The 18,621-nt window shown below is 64.0% G+C and carries 15 protein-coding genes; all 15 read right to left on the bottom strand.

Features of this window, described 5'->3' with window-relative positions; translation table 11 throughout:
* Positions 1–93 precede the first annotated feature (93 nt).
* On the bottom strand, positions 94–1,458 hold the full coding sequence (locus tag GL300_RS18585) for a DnaB-like helicase C-terminal domain-containing protein (protein ID WP_155041165.1): 1,365 nt from the start codon (positions 1,456–1,458) through the stop codon (positions 94–96).
* Positions 1,459–1,507: 49 nt separating this feature from the next.
* Entirely contained in the window at positions 1,508–2,257 is a 750-nt protein-coding gene (locus GL300_RS18580) for a hypothetical protein (RefSeq protein ID WP_155041164.1), read from the bottom strand.
* Positions 2,258–2,354: 97 nt separating this feature from the next.
* Complete coding sequence (locus GL300_RS18575; protein ID WP_155041163.1) at positions 2,355–3,122, bottom strand: PhoH family protein; 768 nt, start codon at positions 3,120–3,122, stop codon at positions 2,355–2,357.
* A 175-nt stretch (positions 3,123–3,297) separates the two neighbouring features.
* Complete coding sequence (locus tag GL300_RS18570; protein ID WP_155041162.1) at positions 3,298–3,582, bottom strand: hypothetical protein; 285 nt, start codon at positions 3,580–3,582, stop codon at positions 3,298–3,300.
* On the bottom strand, positions 3,521–3,814 hold the full coding sequence (locus GL300_RS18565; protein WP_155041161.1) for a hypothetical protein: 294 nt from the start codon (positions 3,812–3,814) through the stop codon (positions 3,521–3,523). The genes GL300_RS18570 and GL300_RS18565 overlap by 62 nt, the downstream gene beginning before the upstream one ends.
* Positions 3,804–4,058 carry a hypothetical protein gene (locus GL300_RS18560; protein ID WP_155041160.1) on the bottom strand — a complete coding sequence of 85 codons (255 nt, stop codon included), beginning with the start codon at positions 4,056–4,058 and terminating at the stop codon, positions 3,804–3,806. The genes GL300_RS18565 and GL300_RS18560 overlap by 11 nt, the downstream gene beginning before the upstream one ends.
* Positions 4,055–4,765 (bottom strand): peptidoglycan recognition protein family protein, encoded by a 711-nt coding sequence (locus GL300_RS18555; RefSeq protein ID WP_211595194.1) that lies wholly within the window; start codon positions 4,763–4,765, stop codon positions 4,055–4,057. The genes GL300_RS18560 and GL300_RS18555 overlap by 4 nt, the downstream gene beginning before the upstream one ends.
* Positions 4,765–5,040 carry a hypothetical protein gene (locus tag GL300_RS18550; RefSeq protein WP_155041159.1) on the bottom strand — a complete coding sequence of 92 codons (276 nt, stop codon included), beginning with the start codon at positions 5,038–5,040 and terminating at the stop codon, positions 4,765–4,767. Before GL300_RS18550 ends, GL300_RS18555 begins: the two co-directional genes overlap by 1 nt.
* 58 nt (positions 5,041–5,098) lie before the next feature.
* A complete protein-coding gene (locus GL300_RS18545) occupies positions 5,099–5,476 on the bottom strand; it encodes a hypothetical protein (protein ID WP_155041158.1) in 378 nt (125 codons plus the stop codon).
* On the bottom strand, positions 5,476–6,201 hold the full coding sequence (locus tag GL300_RS18540) for a hypothetical protein (RefSeq protein ID WP_155041157.1): 726 nt from the start codon (positions 6,199–6,201) through the stop codon (positions 5,476–5,478). The genes GL300_RS18545 and GL300_RS18540 overlap by 1 nt, the downstream gene beginning before the upstream one ends.
* Entirely contained in the window at positions 6,202–6,618 is a 417-nt protein-coding gene (locus GL300_RS18535; RefSeq protein WP_155041156.1) for a hypothetical protein, read from the bottom strand.
* Positions 6,618–8,213, bottom strand: coding sequence for a hypothetical protein (locus GL300_RS18530; protein ID WP_155041155.1), 1,596 nt, complete (start codon positions 8,211–8,213; stop codon positions 6,618–6,620). Before GL300_RS18530 ends, GL300_RS18535 begins: the two co-directional genes overlap by 1 nt.
* Positions 8,213–8,458 (bottom strand): hypothetical protein, encoded by a 246-nt coding sequence (locus GL300_RS18525; protein ID WP_155041154.1) that lies wholly within the window; start codon positions 8,456–8,458, stop codon positions 8,213–8,215. Before GL300_RS18525 ends, GL300_RS18530 begins: the two co-directional genes overlap by 1 nt.
* 58 nt (positions 8,459–8,516) lie before the next feature.
* The gene (locus tag GL300_RS18520) at positions 8,517–9,056 is read right to left on the bottom strand and encodes a hypothetical protein (RefSeq protein WP_155041153.1); all 540 of its coding nucleotides are present in this window, start codon (positions 9,054–9,056) and stop codon (positions 8,517–8,519) included.
* On the bottom strand, positions 9,053–18,583 hold the full coding sequence (locus tag GL300_RS18515; protein ID WP_155041152.1) for a hypothetical protein: 9,531 nt from the start codon (positions 18,581–18,583) through the stop codon (positions 9,053–9,055). The genes GL300_RS18520 and GL300_RS18515 overlap by 4 nt, the downstream gene beginning before the upstream one ends.
* Positions 18,584–18,621 lie beyond the last annotated feature (38 nt).

Raw genomic sequence — 18,621 nt, 5'->3', positions numbered from 1 at the left:
TGACGCCCTGCCCGAGCTTGAAGGTCAGACCCTCGCGCTCGAAGTAGAACTCCATGTCCAGCTCGTCGATCTCTTCGGAGGTGAGGCGGGCCATCAGTGCTCGACCCCGATGACCTTGGTCAGGAACTTCATTTTCGCCCGATCCTGGTTAATGCGGACGGTGAAGCCGTCTGCGGTGTTGCGCGATGCCGCCCAGTAGAGCCGCGCCTCGCCCGCCGCCTTCTCAGCGTCCGTCGCATTGAGCCCGATCAGGATGTCGACGGTGCGGACCTTGTTGAAGTCGTCGCCCACGTCGGTCGCCTTGGCGGTGACGGCCTTGGCCCCTTCGCGGTTCGTCTGGGTGGCGGTCAGACCGGCGGCGTTCCACTTGTGCATGAGCGCGCGGAGGTCGATGTAAATCTGGCGCAGCCCGTCCTGCAGCTTCTCCGAGCGCACCTCGGGGCACATAATGTCGCCATAGTCCACGACGATCATGTCGAAGACGATGCCCTTGGCGCGATAGCGCTCGATATGGTGGTCGAGCGCGGAGACCTTGAGCGAGCCCGAGGGGAAGTCGATCACCTCGAAAACCCCGGCCTGGGCCTCGAGCCCCTGCACGATCGCCTCGATCTTTGCGCGGTCCTGCACCAGCTCCGACATAAGCGTGTCCGAGATCGAGGCGTCGATGCGCTCGGAGATGATCTCCTTTGCCACCTCAAGCGAGACATAGAGGACGTTGTGACCCGCCAGCGCCGCGTTCTTGGCGAAGTCACCCAGCGACAGCGATTTGCCCGACTTGGCCGGACCCATGATGCAGGCCAGCTCCTTGCGACCCCAGCCCTTGTGGTAGAGCAGGTTGTCGATCTCCGCGTAGCCAGAGGAGATGCCGCGCGAGACGGTGACGCCCGTGGCGATCATCTCCCGCTTCTCGGTGCGCGCCGCCACCTTGGCGAAATAGTTGTATTCCTCGAAGTCATCCGCGAGGCCGACCTGAGTGGCCCTGCGCATGATCTCCTCGATCTTGTCGAACTTGCCCACGTCGAGCAGCGGGATGGCCTCCATCATCGCGTTCTGGAGCGCCTGATGCTTGGCGAAGGTCTCGATCTCCTGCGCCAGATAGGCGTCTCCGGTGATGGAGATCTGGCGGGTGCCGACATAGGCATCCTTGATCCCCTGCAGCAGATCCGGCCGCACGCGCTTGGCGGCGACCAGATCGGTCAGGAGCTTGACGAAAGTGATCGAGTCCGGCACCGCGCCGAACTGCGTCAGATGGTCCTTGTTGATGCGGACGAACTCGCCCACGGCGGCATTGGTGAAGTAGCCGGGGTCGATCAGCTCCGTGACGCGCTTGGCGAATGTCGTGTCGCGGGAGAAGGCAGCCGCGATCTTGAGCTGGAAGGTCTCGTCGAAATTGAAGGTGGCAGTGGGTGCGGCAGCAGGCGTCGCCCCTGCCGTCGTGATGACTCCTTGAGCGGTCATTCTCTGTCCTCTAGTAAGCGATTACTGTATGACTAGCACGGCCATACGCTCAGTGCGACCGGGAAGTGAGCAACCTTTCAACCTCGTCGGCCCCGAGCACATGGCGCAGCCCCTCAACCGAAATCTTGCCCGCGTCGATCATGGATCGCATGGTCAGGTCGAAAGGCCGGAGCCGCGCCTGCCCGACCAGCCATTCGACATAGGCGGTCTGCGCGGGCGCGCGGCGATAGTTTTCCGGCATATAGGCATAGTGCTCGGCATAGTGCATCCGCGTGCGCAGCACCTCATTCCAATGCTTGACCATCTTCTCGGCCCCGATCGAGCTGTAGAGATGCGCCGGGCCGGGCAGCGCGGCGCGATCCCAGCAGCCCAGGCGCTCCGCCAGCATGAACTCGATGAAGGTCCGGTAGGGAATGCCGATGGCGTCGGCGACCTGACGGGCACGCCAATGGCCGGTGAAATCCGCCTTGACCGAGGTCAGGCTTTTGCGGTTCACGGCGAGAGCCTGCTTGGGGTTCTCCAGCCGCTCGATGAAGTCCTCGAACAGCAGCGGGCTGATATGCTGGCCGCGCTGATAGTCCAGAAGGCGCGAATAGACCACACGCGCGGCGGGCCGGTAGGCCGCGATGAACTCCTGCGTCGCCTCGATCGGCGTCATAAAGCGGTAATCCCACCATTTGGTGGTGAAGAGATCCCGCTCGAACTTTCGCAGCTTGTCGGGCACATAACGAAAGGTCAGCACGTCGCCCAAGGTGACGTTCGGCTGGTTCTCGTAAGGGGTGCTTCTGAGGTCTAGCATGACGATCTTTCTTAGCGTGGTGCCTTACTTATACCGCCACACTAGCAGCTAGACGCGAAGAAGGCGGCTGGGATTGCCGCCTTCTCGCATGGGAAGTTCAGTTGTCGTAGACGGCCAGGATGTCCTGAACAATGTCGTCACGGACCACATCGGCGCGGGTGAACTCGATCGCTCCCACATGCTCGACCTTGCGGGTGCGCTTCACCGCGTCCTCAAGGCCGGAGCTGCGCTCATCAATGTCAATCTGGCGGAGATCGCCGTTGATGATGAACTTGGCATCCTTGCCGATCCGGGTCAGCAGCATCTTCATCTGCGACTTGGTGGCGTTCTGCATCTCATCCGCCAGCATCCAGGCATTTTTGATGGTCGCGCCGCGCAGAAAGCCCAGAGGCACCGGCTCGATCACCTTGGACTTGATGAGGTATTCGACATGTCCTGCCCCGAAATGATCATTCAGCGCGTCCTTGAACGGGCGCAGATAGGGCTCGTATTTCTCATCCAGATCGCCAGGCAGGAAGCCCAGGCTCTCGCCAGCCTCGACCGCCGGCCGGGTCAGGTAGATCTTCCTGATCTCCCTGCGATCGAGCGCCTCGGCCGCCAGACGGGTGGCATAGTAGGTCTTGCCGGTGCCCGCAGGCCCGATGCCGAAGGTGATGCGCTTCTCCTCGATCAGGTCGCCATAGTCGGCTTGGGCCTCGGTGAGCGCGACAAGCGGCTCCGTCACGGGCTTGGCCGGCGGGCTGGTGAAGCGATCCTCGAAGGTCTGGTGGGTCTGGTGGCGGCGCTGGCTGCGGGTCTCCTCGCGCTTGGCGGCGCGGGTGGCGCGGCGAGCTTGGCGGGCGGCGGTCTTGGGGGCTTTGGTCATTGGGGATAGGTCTCGCGACAGGGGTGGTAGAGGAATGCTACCCGAGCTTGCGGCCTAAAGTAAGTCATTACTGTATAACCGGATCGAGGCTCAGGCGGTTTTCTAATCCGCCTCGGCTATATGAATAATATCTACCGGAAGTAGAGTATAAACATATAGCCGAGGCGGATTAAAATCATGGTGTGATCCGGCCAACCTCGGCGCTGGCGCGCCCGTAGAAAGCGGATAGCTCAAGAAGACGGTTCCGGCAGGACACGGCGGCGGCGCGGTCCCTGCCCCACAGCTCGATCATCCGGTTCTCACCGATGCCGCCCGCCGGCACATGCTTCGACAGCTCCAGAGGCTGCGGACAATCCGTCAGCTCGACCGGCAGCTCCGGCAGCTTGACGACGACGGGTTCAGCGGATCGCGTCCAGCCGGAGCAGCTTGCCAGCAGGCACAGCGCAAGTATCGGGCTCATTCGCTTCATTCAGTTGCTCCGTCAGGTTGGCAAGCTCGGCATCTTTGGCCGCAAGTGTGGTGGAAGTGTCAGCGAGCGCCTGGGAGAGCCGCTGAGTGGCCTCCTGAGCTTTGACCGCTACCTCGGCCACGGCGCGCTGGTGGGCGGCTTCTGCGCGCGATTTTCCCTCATGGAAGCCGACCAGAGCCGAGAAGGCGCAGACCGCGAGGATCAGGAAAATATCACGCATCATGCACCCGGTTGTTCTTGGTCAGGTGGTCGATGGAGAGCTGGGCGGCCTTGCGCATGTCGAGATGCCCGACACCCGTATAGAGGCCGAAGAGCGAGCCGATCAGCGCCAGGGCGCCCGGCACCACCTGTTCGGTCTGCCCATAGATCACCGCGAGATAGATCAGCCCCCAGGTCAGGGCGATATTCACGCCCATGACCCACTTGCTGAACCTGCGCGAGGACTTCTTCGGGAGGGTCTCTCTCACAGCATCGCCTCCTTGACCCGGCGGCGAAAGTCGTTGCCGCAGGCGGCCGGTCCCTTCAGCGCGGGGTTCCAGGGCAGCCGGGTGATGTCCCATTTGCCCTTTTGCTTGATGCCGAGGTTCGGCTGGACCTCCGCATGGGAGAGCACGGTCTTGTCGCTGATCGCGATCCCGTAGAACTTGCAGAGATCCGCGACCACTTCGGCGGCCCGCTGCCATTGCACTTCCGTCAGCGGGCATTTGCCTGCGGAGAAAGGCACCTCGATCGCTCCCACCATCGAGCACATGGAGATCCCGATGGAGCCGGTATTGCAGCCGAGGGTATGGGCGGCATAGCTATCCGCGGATTTCGACCCGATGCGCTCATTGGCCTTGATCGAGCGGACGCCGCGCACGACGACCCCATCACCCTCGACGAGGAGATGGTAATGGCTCCGATCCAGATTGGTCGCCCGGTATCCGCCGGCCGTCCAGTGCAGGATGATCCGGTTCATGGAGGCGGGCGGCATCCAGGCGGGATCGAGCCGGGCGCGGGTCGGCGCGGGTTCGGGTGCGGGGGTTGGGATCGCCACGGGTTCGGGGATCGGCTTCACCACGTCGTCATTCGCGAATTGCGGGAGAGGCGCCCGTTCCCCGACGGGTGATTTGGACGGGCTGGCGGGCGTTTCGACCTTCGAGGGCCAACGAAACATGGAGCGTAGAAACGACATTACTTGCCCTCCTCCTGGCGGATCTGGACTTCGCGAAGCACGATGTTGAGGTCATTGAGCGATTGCGCGAGACGGCCAAGCTCCTTGGTCAGGTCACGCTGCATGGTCACGGTCTCGGAGTATTTCTGCTCCAGAGAGGCAAGGCGGTATTCGTAGCTGACCATTATCTTCGAGCCTTGGTGGAAAAGGGTCATCAGGGTGATGAGGGACAGAACCAGCGCAATGCGGCCCTGGGTAACTTGGAAACCGGCTTGTCTATCGCCTTGGGCTGGCATGACGCACTCCTATAGTAAGCGCTTACTGTATAGCCCAAGGCGACGGGTTTTTCCAGACCTAGCTGCGGCTCTTGCGTCGCGCCCAGGAGCCCGCAAAAGCGATCGCCGAGGCGACCAGAATGAAGGCCTCCGCGGCCAGCCAGTCATTCGCCCAGAGCGCCAGAGCGATCAGTGTGCCATTGCAGACCCCGCACCAGTCGAGGACGCTATCCCACCAGAGCATTCGGCCGGCCTTCCAGCCCTGAAAGCGCTCGAAAAGCATGTAGCCTGAGCCCGCCAGCCACACCGCCAGCAGCCGCGCGTGATCAGGCGCGATCCAGAAGGCAATAGGCAGGAGCCAGACGAAGAGCGCGATGCCGATCGCCATATGCGAAAGGAGCACCGTCACCCACTGATAGGGCGACTTCTGGCTGACCGGCGTGAGAAGATCCCACATCAGACCAGCTCCTCATCTTGCGGCACCGGCGCCGGATCGGGGGCGACCGCACCCTGTGCGAAGGCATCGACGGCATTCTCGACAGCGCCGGTCGTCTCGGCGGTCTCGATCAGCAGAACCGCGCCAAGACGAGCCGCTTCCAACTGCGCCGCCGTGGCGATCCAGATGACGCCGAGGTTGGTATAGACCTGAGCAACCTGATAGGCGTCCACCGCCGTGATCCCGATCTCCGCGCAGAGCAGCGGATAGTCGGTGTCGATGGGCTCGACGGCTGCCAGATAGGCCAGCGCCTCCTGCTCCTTCTTGATGTAGAGCATCTCCTGACCGGGCATGTCGGTGATGAAGGTCTTGCGCAGCTCGCCCGCGATGGCATTCACGCGCCGGATACCGTTGCGCTTGACCGCCGCCAGAAGGGTCGCCTCATCGACGCTGTTCTCCCAGGCCTCAAGGGTAAGCGGCACAGGCCACTCGCTCTCATCGGCGAGGATGGCGGCGGAGACGTTGTATTTGGCGATGAACTCGGCGCGCTGGGTCTCGGTCAGCGTGCGCAGGACGTTCGAGGCCAGCGCGACAAAGCGCCCCTCGCCCGTCACGCTGTCATTGTTGCCCAGGGCCACGACCGACTTGATCACGCCAATGGGCCAGGGTCCGACTGCAGGAACCGCGAGCGAGGCATAATGCTCCTCGATCGCTTGCATATAGGATTGGGGAAGATGGATCTGCATTTACGCCTCGATGGGTTCTTCAGTTTCGACAGGGATGCGGCTCAGACCCATTTGCGCCAGGATCTCCAGCGCATTCGGGCCGGAGACCGCGACGATCATTTCCGGGTCGGCCGGCACAGGGCTGCCGCTCATGGCAAAGACGCTCTGCGCCTGGGCGATCAGGGCCGGGTCGAGATTGGGCTCGCGCGCCACGAACTCCTCGAGGCGACCGGCGAACTGCTCAGGGTGAAGCACGCCCGCGATCTCCGCATCGGTCCAGGCGCCGCTCGACACCGCGTAGAGGTTGCCTGCGGCGTCGCGCCAGTCGGCGCTCGAATAGGCGTCGAGGACGGTGGTGCGACCCAGCAGGAAGACGACATGCGAGGCAGCGCTCATCAGCGCTTCAGGCACGGCGACGGTGACGGTGGTAAGGGACATCAGAAGGCTCCGAGGTGCTGGTTGATGATGTTTTCGGCGGCGATGATGGTGGCCTCCGGCGCGACCACACCCATCCGCATCCCGAGATGCGTGATATGGCCGTGGAAGTTGTAGTTAAGCGCGGACGTGCAGCCGATGTGGACAACCTCGCTGGCGTAGGTCGCGACACCCCCGACGTTGTTATACATGTTGGCGGCTACGCCGTTCGTGCGCAGAGCGACACCGCGAGCGACGGCAGTGGGCTCGAGCGTCGCGGAGAGCACAGCAGAATGCGGCGCAGAGAGCTGAGCGCCCCACGAGCTTTCGGTGAAGCCCGAGGATACCGCACCTGTATCACCCCGCGTCTGAACGCCGTATTTCGAGGTGCCGAGACCTGCGAGGAAAGACCGCTGACCGGACAGTTCAATATAGCCGTTGTTGCTCGAACTGCCTTTGAAGAGAATGGCGTTGATATATCCATCGCTCAGTTTGCGCACGCCCGCGAAGAGCGCGATCGCAGAGCTGTCACCGAAGGGCACGTTGCGCTCCGAGACGAGATAATCATCCACCCCGTCGAAGAAGACGGACCACTGACCATTGGGCAAGATCGAGGCGGTCGGCGCCCGGTCATCGCTGGTCGGCTGAATGAACTTGCGACCATTGGTCGAAACCCAGCAGCGGATCGGCTGACCGACAGTCGTGACCGGGATGGTGCCCGCGGCGTCCTGGAACCAGTAGCGCGGATCTGCGATGAGCGTCGTGGCCCCGCGCGCGCCCTGCCTGAGGTTGCGGTCGAAGGTTCCCAGAAGATGGTCATTGATGAGAGCATCGGCTGCGACCAGAGCGGCCTCGTTGGGATGCGGTCCCGAGCGCATGACGACCGGGCCAATATAGCCGTTGAAGTAGGTGTTGCGCATGTCTCGGCAGCCAAGGTTCACCTTGTCGCTGACGAGAGCGCCCGCTGTCGGACCCGAGGAGTAGCCACGCTGGATGCCGGCCACGCGCAGGTAGACACGACCCACGACGCCATCCAAGAGCGCGGACACGATCGAGGTATTGTCGCCGGAGTAGGTGCCTTCGGTAACGCTCGATCCGCCTGCAGAGCCTGCCTGTCGGGAGTAGGCGCGCCACTGGCTGGTGCCAACCGGGCCGAAGATCGACCAGCCGTCGGAGGCCGAGGATTGAGGCCCCTGCTCGATCGCGCATTGCGTCGTGCCGTCTGCGCCGAGCTTGCGAAGCCCCGCCATGACCATGCCGTAGCTGTTGATCGACCAGTCGAGGTTCGTATCGGACTGAAGCCCGTCATCCACGCCGTCAAAATAGGCGACCCAGTTGCCATTCGGCATTCGCGCCGCGACGGGCGCGCGGTCATCGCTCGTAGGTTGGATGAAGCGCATCGTGCCGCTGATCGTCTTCCAGCAGCGGATAGGCTGGCCGGCTGCGGTCACAGGCCGGGTGCCTGCGACATCCTGAAACCAGTATTTCGGGTGCGGCCAGAGGATCTCGAGGGACGAGCCGCCCGCGAGCACCTGCGCGAGCCGGGACTCGGCAGAAGCAGAGCGCAGGTTCGGGCCGCGCCCGTTCAGCCACTGGCTATTGCCGAGGAGCCAATCCATTACTCGATGTCCATGCGCCGGATCTCAGCGCCGGCGCCGCTCTCGGGCGTGCAGATCCAGGTGACGTTCGCGGGCATCTCCGTGGCGCGACCCGCGCGCAGCGGAATGGCGGTGGCGCGGTTCATCACCGCATCGCTCGACAGCAGAAGATCGCCACCCTCGGCGACGATCATGGTGCGCTTCGTCGAGCTGGGGATCGCAGCGCTCGCGCCTGCCTTCGGGCGCACGGGGGCGTAGTTCGCCATCTGTCTCTCCTATATACAGTAAGTCCTTAGTATAGCATTCGGACGCGAGAATCCAGCGTCACTGCGTATGGATGCCGAAGATGTCGTCGAGCGTTTCGGCCGACAGTTGCATTGCGGAGGCGAGCACTAGGATCAGCGGATCGAGACGATCCACTTCGGTCAGGGCTGCCCACCGGAGCTGGATCTCAAATGCTTCTTCGGACGGGAGGCTTGAAATCACATTTACGATGCTCGGAGGCAACTCCCCCTTCGCCCCGATCAGAGCCTCACTCTGGGAGAGAACGCCAACCCGAACGCAAGCCATGAGGAAGTTGACGCGCGATAGAACAACTCCCGACCGTAGCGCTTGAAGAATGTCTTCCAAGCTGCGCGGATCAACCCAGACTTCCTCATCATAGTCAAATACATGAGCGGGAGAGGGAGGCTCAGGGGCGACTTTAATCTCATCACCCCGAAGATAACTGGTCTCGGGGTAGTCGCCGTCCAGGGCGACTTCACCCATCCCGGTATTGATTTCGACCGAGTGCAGGTCAGGAACATGAAGGGTCTTGATGTAGGCCCCGGTCGAAAGAGAGAACACGGTGTAGACAAGGTTCATTTGTAAGTCCCGAAAATAGCGATGCGGTATTGAGTGTAGTGACCTGCATCCCCGGTGTAGGAATGGTTAAAGGCGTGCGTCCCGGCGCCTACGTCGATTGTTTTGAAGCAGGTCAGGGTCCAGGAGTAGGGGCTGACGGAATACGTGGTGCTCTCGACCTGCGTCCCGTTTCGTTTGAGCGAATAGGTGGCGGAGTAGCCATTGTTCACCCCCTCGACGCGGACGTTAGTGAGGACGATGAGGCGCATCGGGTAGCTGGCGGTGATCGAAAGGTTGGCGGAGTTTGCCGACCAAGAGAGCGAAACCGCCCCGTCTTTCATCTGCAGGGTATCAACGATTGCGTTGGGCATGTTCATCGTGCCGTTGCGCGTGATGCGCCAGCCCGTCCCAGCTCCTGCATCGAAGTTGTCCGACTTCAGAGTTCCACCGAAAACTGCCAAGCCGGAGGCGCTGAAGCTCACGGTATCGACGTGATTGGCAGACACCGCGCCATCGGCAATATCGACCCCGATCGTCTGACGCTGAATGCGGACAAAGCCGACCCGCAACCAGTTGGCGGTCGTGTTGTTGCAATAGAGCCGGATACGAGCCTTCACAGCTCCTACGCCTGAAGGGACGGTGACCGAACCCGTGAAACGCTTCCAGCCGGTCGAGAGGGACTCGTTTGCTGCGAAGTCCGTCTGATCGACCTGGTTACCCGAACCATCGAGCCACTCGATACGGAAGTAGAACCCGTTCGGGGTGGCGACGTTGCACAGGACAACGACCTCGCCAGAGAGGGTTTCGCCAGCCTGAACACCAAAGTAGTGGTTGGCCTCCGTGCGGAAGTTGAACCCGGAAGCGGGATTGACAGGGGCGGCGTGAAGACAGGGCGAGCCGCGATAGTTGCCGGTCCAGTTGAAGGTGCAGTTAGCGCCCACCCAGAACTTCGTCGGAACCTCCGAGGTGTCGTCAAAGCCCCCGTTAACGATCAGGTTGGGCGTGATGCCGACCCGCAACGAGCCGGTCGTGACCGAACCCGTCTCGAGCTTCCCACCATTGATCGTGGTCTTGTCGCTGACGCCCTGCCAGTCCAGCAGCGTCGAGCCGCCCGAGATGACGATCCTACCGGGGTCGATCTTTGTCGTTCCCGTATTGATGCGCAGAGCCGGGTCGGTCGCGCCCGTGGCGGCGTCATTCTTGACCGCCGAGAGCGCCGTGCCGTCCACGGTGATGCCGCCCGCCAGCGCGGTCCCGGCGCGCAGCTTGGCCGCCGACAGCGTGCCGGTGAAGTGACCCTCGTTGACGGTCAGCTCCTTGATCTGAGCGGTCTCGGTGATGACCGCTTCGGTCTTGATGAGCTTGGCGCCGGTGATCGCGCCGTCTTCCATCAGGATCGTCCCGGTCTTCACCCGCACACTCGGCAGGCTCACATCGACCGCAGCGTTCACGGTGCTGAGCGCCTGGACGTAGAAGGCAGCAAACCGGGCGTTTGCCGGAGCCTTCGCAGACCGTTCAATCCGCAGAGCCGAGGCGGTTGCCGCAACATCGTTGTTGGGGGTCCAGCTCAGCCAGTTTCCGCTGGCATCTGCCCAGCGGAGCTGCAAGCGGATGGAGCCTGCCGTTACGCCCGGAGCTCCGCAGGTCGCGGCGAAGAAATACTCAAAGTTGGGCTCCACGCTGAACAGCTTGGTCGAGGCCAAGCGGTTTGCGCCTGCAGTATTCGGCAGCACGATCACCTGACGCGGCAGGTCAAGCGCAGCACCTCCCGAGAGGGTCCAGGAAGCCGCGTCTTTGAGATCACTGTCAGGGACGAGGTTGGTGGTGTCGCCGATCGCCATGCTGGAAGCCAGGACGGAGTTGGTCTCCAGCCGGCCGCCATTGATCGTGGTCTTGTCGGACTTGCCCTGCCAGTCGAGGAGCGTCGTTGCGCCAAAGATCTCGATCAGCCCCGGCTTAACCTTCGTGGTGGCGTTGTTGATGCGCGTAGCGGGATCTTGTGCGCCGAGAGCTGCATTCTGGCCGACCGTCGAGAGCGCGGACCCGTCGATGGTCAGCGAGCCAGCCAGGGCAGTTCCCGCCTTTAGCTTGGTGGCCGACAGCTCGAAAATGTGGGCATCGGTGATGATGGCATTGGCAATCTGACCCGTGCCGGTGATGACCGCATTTTCGGTGTCGAGGTGGATCGCCTTGACGGCACCGTTGACGAGCAGCTCGCCGGTCATCCGACGCAGCAGTGTCAGATCCGTCACCCGCACCCCAAAGTCGCTCTGCAGCCAGTGCTTGGTGGTCAGATAGGCGCGGACATAGGATACGCCCGCCGGAACGGTGTAGGTTCCGAAGACCCGGTTGCCGTCGCCATCGGCCTTCGTCATATGCGCGACCGGAGCCGCTTCACCCAGCACGCCCGCGGCATCGACCGGGTAGAAGCCCAGCGTCAAGTTGTAGATCTCGCTCGCGGCTTCATTCCAGGCGCGGGCGCCCAGGAGCAGCTCCATCCCCGGCTCGACTGGGATGAGCCCCGACTGGACGACGCCCCAGGAGTTTTTCACGAGCTGCCACGCCCGAGGCGCCGTCACTCCGGCAATGCCAGTGGTCGGCACGATCGACCACGCCCCATTGGTAACGGTCCACCAGCTCGGGTCGAGCAGGTCGCTATCCAAGATCAAGTTGCTCATGTCGCCGATCGCCACCTTGGAGGCGGTGACCGATCCGGCCGCGAACTTCGGGGCCTTCAGGGTGCCATCCATGATGATCTCGTCGGCCGACATGCGGATCGCCGAGGCGCTTCCGCCCTTGGCATCAGAGGCCGCAACCATCTCGAAGCCTGCAGAGGCACCGCCCGACTTGACGCGCATGATGTATGCGCTCTCGGCCAGTCCATCGACGGTCGCCTTGGTCTTCAGTTGCTGATCGACGTAGCTGTCAGCGACAACCCCTTGCAGGTCCATGCGATGGACGATCAGGGAGCCCACGGCATAGGCAGCGCCGCCCTTGTTGATGCTTCCGTAGAGCCGGAGGTAGAAGCTATTCGCGGTCGTGGCGGCGGGTTTCTCCAGCACCACTTGATAGGTCTGGATGCCTGCGACCTTCTGGATCTTGGGGCCGACTCGATGGAAGGTAGAGTTCGCGTCACCGCTCGCCCAAGAGGCTTCGAGCACGAGCCCGTTCAGATCCCCACTAACCCATTCCAGCTCCAGCGAGACCAGAACCTTCGTGTGACCGGCATAGCCGGTGAGCTGCGCCGGGTGGTTTAGCGTGAGGTAGGGGCCTGTGGTGCTCGTGGCGATGGTGTCAAGTTTGACCGCGTTGCCATACTTGCCCTCGACACGCGAGATGGTGCCGGAGGTGGCGTTGGTCCAGCCACCCCAGTCGGGCGGAAGAGACCCGGTGGTCCAGCCGAGGAAGGTCGGGTTCTTCGCCATGCCGTTCGACAGTGCGAGAGAGGCAAGTTTTGCGTAGGCGCTGGCGGCGCTAGCCGACCCCGCAGCGTTCGTCTCCGAAGTTGCGGCGCTACCTGCTGCGGTCTGCGCGAGACCACGGGCGGTCTCCGCGTCGACTTTGGAGGTATTTGCCGCCGCCGCGGAAACACCCGCCTCGGAAGCTTTGGTTGTGGCAGTCTGGGCGGAAATCGAGGCGGCGTCGGCTTTTTCGCCCGAGATAGTCGCCGAACCCGCAGCCGCACCCGCCGACGTTGCCGCGTCCGAGGCCGAGCCTGCAGCGCTATCTCGGGACGAGGCTGCGTTCGTGGCATGGGTCTGCGCCTGACCGCGCGCGGTCTCAGCCTCGAGCTTGGCGGTATTCGCGGCGGTGGCCGAGGCACCGGCAGCGCTTTCGGAGGCCGAGGCGTTGCTTGCACTGGTCGCCGCCGCGCTGGCCGAAGCCGCCGCATTGAGGGAGTCGGTGACATCCTCGACCCGGATCATCCCGATACGCAGGTTGACCAGGGTGCTGTGGTTTTGCGAAAGGGCGAAACGCACATAGGGGTAGGTCGCCATACCCGTCAGGACGTTGGTGACGCCCGACCCAGCAACGCTGGAGACGACAACCGATCGCTCGATAACGGTCCCGATGGCGTTGCCATTGATGTTGATCGCAGCGGCGGTCGGGTTGCCAAAGGACGCGCTGCCATAGGCCGCTACAAGGCGCAGGTTGATCGAGGTCGAGCTGTCACCGACAGAGACAATGCGGAACCGGAAGGTGATGCGATACTTGCGACCGGCGATACACGGCAGCCATTTCTTGTGGAAAACTTCGCGGGTGGCGTGAACGCCCGATGTCCAAGAAAGAGCGAGCGACTTGCCCATATCGGCATCGTCTTCGATAGCCGCGCCGTAGCCCGTCGGATTTGCTGCAGCGGCTTCGCTGCCGAAGCGGTCGTTCGTCCAGTTGTCCAGCGTGGTGAAGCTCGAGGGGATGACCTCAAGGGCGCGAGCGGTGCTGGCGGCAACGGTCGCGCTTGCAGCAGCGGCAACCGCGGAGCCCGCGGCATCCGTTTTCGACTGAGCCGCCTGAGTTGCGCTGGTCGATGCTTCGCCCGCTTTCGTTGTCGCGGTCGTGGCCGACTGACCCGCAGCGGTCGCGGACTGACCGGCTTCAGAAGCCTTGGTCGTCGCGGTCTGCGCCGAGGTCGAGGCTGCATCAGCCTTCTGACCGGCAAGGGTAGCCGATCCGGCGGCCGCGCCCGCGCTGGTGCCCGCCGCACTGGCAGATCCAGCAGCATTCGTCTCGCTGGTGGCGGCGTTCGTAGCTGCGGTCTGAGCCTGCCCGCGCGCTGTTTCGGCGGCGGTCTTGGCGGTGTTCGCCGCCGTTGCCGACTGTGCAGCTTCCGTCGCTTTCGTGCCCGCGGAGCTGGCAGAAGTGGCGGCAGCCGAGGCGCTATCCCCGGCGGCATTCTTCGAGGCAGCGGCAGCCGAGGCGCTGGTAGCCGCATTCGTCTCGGACTGCGTGGCGCTTTCCTTCGCGGCGACGGCTTCCGTTCGGGCGGTCTGGGCCTGACCCCGCGCCGTCTCGGCCAGGAGCTTTTCGCTCGCGGCAGCTTGGGCGCTCCAGTCGGCTGCGGTCGCTGAAGCCTGCGCCGAGGTCGCGCTGTTTGCCGAGGCGCGGGCCGACTTCGAGGCTTCGGTCACATCCTCCACGTCAATCGAGATGACGCGAAGCTCCGTGGACTGTGCCGGGTTGTGGCGCAGACCGAACCGCACGGCAAAGCTATCATCCAGCGTCGAGTGAGACAGCGCGCCCGCTTCGATTTGCGAGGCAATGGAGGCGGCCGTGAAAATCTCCGACATCGTGACGATGCCGTCTGCCGAAGAGACGTTGCGCTGCGGACCCTGCAGAAGCGTGTGGTTGTTGTAGTTCGCGGCGTCCGAGAAGGCGATGGCGCAGAGGTTAAGCCCTCGCGCAATGTCGATCGGAGAGGCCATGTAGAACCGAGCCGTGACGCGATATGCGCGACCTTTCGAGTTCCAGATCCCGCGCTGAAGCAGGTTGGCGCCGGCCGCGGAGCAGGTGAATACCGCAACAGGACCATTCGTAACTGCGTCCTTGGCGAGATAGGTCGCCTTGCCGGTATATGTGCCCGTGACGCCATCCGCGCTCGATACATCAAGCGGGTCGGTCGCGCGCAGTGCCGTCCAATGATAGAGGCCCGGTGCGAAGGTCGAGGGGTGGATCGCGGTCGTCTGGGCAAGGCTCTGATCCCGAGCGGAGGCAGAGACACCAGCGCTCGTAGCTGCCGCCGATGCGGACCCGGCCGCGTTGGTTTCGCTCGTGGCCGCATTGGTGGCCGAGGTCTGGGCTTGCCCGCGCGCCGTCTCCGCCGCCGTTTTGGCAGTGTTGGCGGCGGTGGCGCTCTGCGATGCTTCCGTGGCCTTGGTATTGGCCGTCGAGGCGCTACCTGCCGCAGCGGTCGCCGAATTACCCGCGTCGGTCTTCGACTGAGCGGCGGCCTGGGCCGAAAGGGAGGCGGCGTTTTCCGAGCCCTTGGCGGTATCCTTGGCGGTGACGGCTTCAGTGCGCGCGGTTTCGGCAGCGCCCTTTGCCGTTTCAGCGGCCAGCTTGGCGGTGTTCGCCGCCGTTGCCGAGGTGCCAGCAGCCGTCGAGGAGGCTGCGGCATTGGTTTCGCTGGTGGCGGCAGCGCTGGCCGATCCAGCCGCTCCCGTGGCCGAGCGTGCAGCCTCATCAGCCGCAGTCACATCCTCGATCTGGCATTCGTAGAGCTGCCAGGCCGCCGTGCCCGCATTACCATTGCAGTCAAAGTGCATCCGCAGCGCAGGCGCAGTCTTCCAGTTGGCGTCGCTGATGACATGCGTGACCAGCCCGCCGGAAGCCGGGCCGACGACGAAGCTGTAGCTCGTCAGCGCGCCAGCGGCGAAGGTCTGCCCGGTGGGTAGCAGGATAATGTTGGCGGGCGTCATCGAGACGCCGGCGGCATCGACCGGCACCGCGCGCAGGCGCATCCGAGATCCTGCCGTCGCGAAGTGCTTGAAGCGGATCGTGACCCGGTAGACCTTGCCCTTGGCGTCGAGAGGCAGGACTCCGAAAGGCCCGACCGTGTTCGTGCCGCCGGTGCCGGGCGCCTTGATGAAGGCACCATCGGCGTCCGAGCCATAGAGGTTGTCAGGGGCGGCGCCGCCGTTCGTGTTGGCCGAGAAGTTCTTGGCTTCGACCTTTGGAACCGAGGGCAACATGACCTTGGACTGGTTCAGCGCGATCTGGGCCGCAGACAGAACCGTGGCCGAAGTGGTAGCCGAGGTCGCGGCAGCCTGGGCGGAGCCAGCGGCATCCGTTTTGGACTGCGCTGCCTGCGTGGCCGAGGTGCTCGCCTCGCCAGCCTTGGTGGTGGCGGTATTGGCGGCAGTCGAAGCGGTTGTGGCCGACTGACCGGCTTCCGTCGCTTTGGTATTGGCCGTCGATGCGCTCGACGCTGCGGCAGAGGCGCTGTCACCCGCATTGCTCGCGCTCGTCGCGGCAGCGCTGGCGCTCAGGGCGGCGGCATTCTCCGCACCCTCAGCGTCCTCTTTGGCCGAGACGGCCTCATCACGCGCGATCTGGGCCTGACCGCGTGCGGTAGCTGCATTCAGCTCCGAACTCGCCGCGGCCTGGGCACTCCAGTCAGCTCCCGTCGCAGAAGCAGACGCCGCCGTGGCGCTGTTTGCCGATGCGGTCGCAGACTTGGCGGCGGCAGCGGACTCGGTGACATCCTCGATGCTGATGTCGGTCCAGTAGGCCGAGCGCGTGCCGCTGGTGTTGCTCAGCCAAGGCGCGAGAAGGACGTAATTGGTGACATCCACGTCGACAGTGGTGTCGATCTTCACCCATTGGGGTGCAGCGCCCTCTGCGGGTGCCGGCGCCACGACAGCGCCACGCCACGCCACACCGCCCGCGGCATTCGTAAGCCGCACGCCCATGCGAGCGGTAGCCGTTCCGGTATTCAGCACATACCCTTGGAGCCGGTAGGTGCGGATGCCCCCACCCTCGATCGGATGGGTATAGCTCGTGGAGACATCGCCGGTGGCGCTGAAGAGTGCGCGGGTGCGCCCCGAGGGTGCAGCAAGAGGCGCGTCACGCACATCAAGCGTCCCGCCATAGGGATACCAGCGACCGCGATCTACGCCGTCGAAGACGCTTTCAAGGATCAGGTTTCCTCGCGCGAGTGCGCCCGCATCCGAGCTGGCCTTCGCGGCGGTGGTAGCCGAGGTCGCGGCATTGCTCGCAGATCCGGCAGCGTCATTCTTGGACTGAGCGGCCTGAGTGGCGCTCGTCGAGGCTTCTCCCGCCTTGGTATTGGCGGTGGTAGCCGAGGTCGCCGCAGCCGTTGCGCTTTCCCCAGCAGCCCCGGCGGAGCTTGCCGCCTGTTGCGCGGAGGTCGAGGCAGCAGTGGCGCTGTCACCTGCATCATTGGCCGAGGTCGCCGAGGCTCCAGCCGAGATGGCCGCCGCATTGGCCGCCCCTTCGGCGTTTTCTTTCGCCGTCACCGCTTCGGTGCGGGCGGTCTGAGCCTGACCGCGTGCGGTCTCTGCGGCCAGTTTGTCGGAGGCCGCAGCCTGAGCGCTCCAATCCGAGGCGGTGGCCGATGCGGACGCACTGGTCGCGCTAGACGCTGCCGCCTTGGCCGAGGCTTTGGCAGCCAATTCGGCCGTCACATCCTCGATCAGGACGCTCTGAATGCGGAACTTGGAGACGCGGGCGTCATTCAGGCGAAGACCGGCACGCATCCAGGGATACTGGGTAAGGGAGGCGTGGCTGTAGGTAATGTCATCGCCCGGCGCCCCAGCGACGATCTCCGTCAGCGTGTAGACGCCGCTATTGGGTTCCACGCTGCGAGCGCCCGTGAATGCGTTCTGGGTCGAGACGTATGCGGCGCTCATCAGTGCCAGCGTCAGGTTGACACTGACCGGCCCGGTGTTTGCGCCGTTATAGGTGGAGATGACCTTGAACTTGACGGTGATGCGATACTGTCGGCCGACCGGGTTCACGACGCCCCGCGTCATAATGTTCTGACCGGCTGTCGCGGTGCTGGCCCACTCCAGGCAGCTTCCGAAATCCGCGTCATCCGAGACAAAGATGCCTCGCGCGGCAGGAATGACGGGCACGGTCTCGGGCGAGCCAGCGCGCTCCATCGTCCAGTTGGCAAGACCCGCCTCGAAGGTAGCGGGCAGGTTCGGCGCGCGGTTGATTGCCTTTTGCGCAGTGTCGCGTGCCTCAGCCGAGAGCGTCGCCGAGCTTGCGGCAGCGGAGGCTGATCCTGCCGCGTCAGTCTTGCTCTGTGCGGCCTGGGATGCGCTGGTGCTGGCCTCGCCTGCCTTGGTCGTCGCCGTATTGGCGTGGCCGGAGGCGATGACAGCCTGCTGACCTGCGGCGGTGGCCGAGGCAGCGGCATCGGTCTTGGACTGCTGGGCCGCGCTGGCGGCCGTCTCGGCCCCGGTCTGCGCGGTGTTCGCGCCGTCGCGGGCGGCCTCTGCCTGTTGGCGCGCCGTGACGGCCAGTCCCGCCGAGGTGCTGGCTGCGGCCTGGGCGCTCTCTGCGTCCGATTTCGCAGCCGATGCCTGACCCGCCGAGGTCGATGCTTCCGAGGCCTTGGTGCTCGCCGTGGTGGCCGAGCTTGAGGCTGCGTTGGCGTGCTGACCCGCTTCAGTCGCCTTGGTGGCGGCAGTCTGTGCCGAGCCTGCGGCGGCTGTGACCTGCGCGGCCATTTGTAGCGCGAGCGTCACATCGCCCGCTTTGAACTCGTCGACCTCGAAGGAGGCCAGAGGCTCGGTGTTCCGGCCGATCAGCGTGGCGGAGGTGATGCCCGTCGGGATGACAACCTCGCCCGCCAGCTCAACCCAATCCGTGGAGTTGACCGTCTGGCTCTGACGGCCCCAGACTTCCGTGCCGTTCGAGAGTCGAAGCCCGATGCTCATCACCGGCGGCTTCATCGACATGACCGACCGGACACGGGCGAAGATGGAATAGGTGCTTGCGGCGGTCACTTCGATGGGCTGACCCCACTCCAGGGTCTTTGCGCCATAGGCGTTGAATGCGCCCTTTCCGGTGTAGACAGGCATCTCTGTATCCGCTCTCCGCTGATTTGCTCAGTGGACTA

This window comes from Paracoccus litorisediminis (genome assembly GCF_009711205.1).
Taxonomy (GTDB): domain Bacteria; phylum Pseudomonadota; class Alphaproteobacteria; order Rhodobacterales; family Rhodobacteraceae; genus Paracoccus; species Paracoccus litorisediminis.
This window is presented reverse-complemented; position numbering and strand designations above follow the sequence as displayed.

Coding starts and splice junctions, on each gene's coding strand:
- GL300_RS18565 (WP_155041161.1), bottom strand. CDS start 3,814: ATGATGCGTGATATTTTCCTGATCCTCGCGGTCTGCGCCTTCTCGGCT.
- GL300_RS18530 (WP_155041155.1), bottom strand. CDS start 8,213: ATGGATTGGCTCCTCGGCAATAGCCAGTGGCTGAACGGGCGCGGCCCG.
- GL300_RS18575 (WP_155041163.1), bottom strand. CDS start 3,122: ATGACCAAAGCCCCCAAGACCGCCGCCCGCCAAGCTCGCCGCGCCACC.
- GL300_RS18545 (WP_155041158.1), bottom strand. CDS start 5,476: ATGTGGGATCTTCTCACGCCGGTCAGCCAGAAGTCGCCCTATCAGTGG.
- GL300_RS18580 (WP_155041164.1), bottom strand. CDS start 2,257: ATGCTAGACCTCAGAAGCACCCCTTACGAGAACCAGCCGAACGTCACC.
- GL300_RS18540 (WP_155041157.1), bottom strand. CDS start 6,201: ATGCAGATCCATCTTCCCCAATCCTATATGCAAGCGATCGAGGAGCAT.
- GL300_RS18515 (WP_155041152.1), bottom strand. CDS start 18,583: ATGCCTGTCTACACCGGAAAGGGCGCATTCAACGCCTATGGCGCAAAG.
- GL300_RS18585 (WP_155041165.1), bottom strand. CDS start 1,458: ATGACCGCTCAAGGAGTCATCACGACGGCAGGGGCGACGCCTGCTGCC.
- GL300_RS18520 (WP_155041153.1), bottom strand. CDS start 9,056: ATGAACCTTGTCTACACCGTGTTCTCTCTTTCGACCGGGGCCTACATC.
- GL300_RS18555 (WP_211595194.1), bottom strand. CDS start 4,765: ATGTCGTTTCTACGCTCCATGTTTCGTTGGCCCTCGAAGGTCGAAACG.
- GL300_RS18570 (WP_155041162.1), bottom strand. CDS start 3,582: ATGAGCCCGATACTTGCGCTGTGCCTGCTGGCAAGCTGCTCCGGCTGG.
- GL300_RS18535 (WP_155041156.1), bottom strand. CDS start 6,618: ATGTCCCTTACCACCGTCACCGTCGCCGTGCCTGAAGCGCTGATGAGC.
- GL300_RS18525 (WP_155041154.1), bottom strand. CDS start 8,458: ATGGCGAACTACGCCCCCGTGCGCCCGAAGGCAGGCGCGAGCGCTGCG.
- GL300_RS18550 (WP_155041159.1), bottom strand. CDS start 5,040: ATGCCAGCCCAAGGCGATAGACAAGCCGGTTTCCAAGTTACCCAGGGC.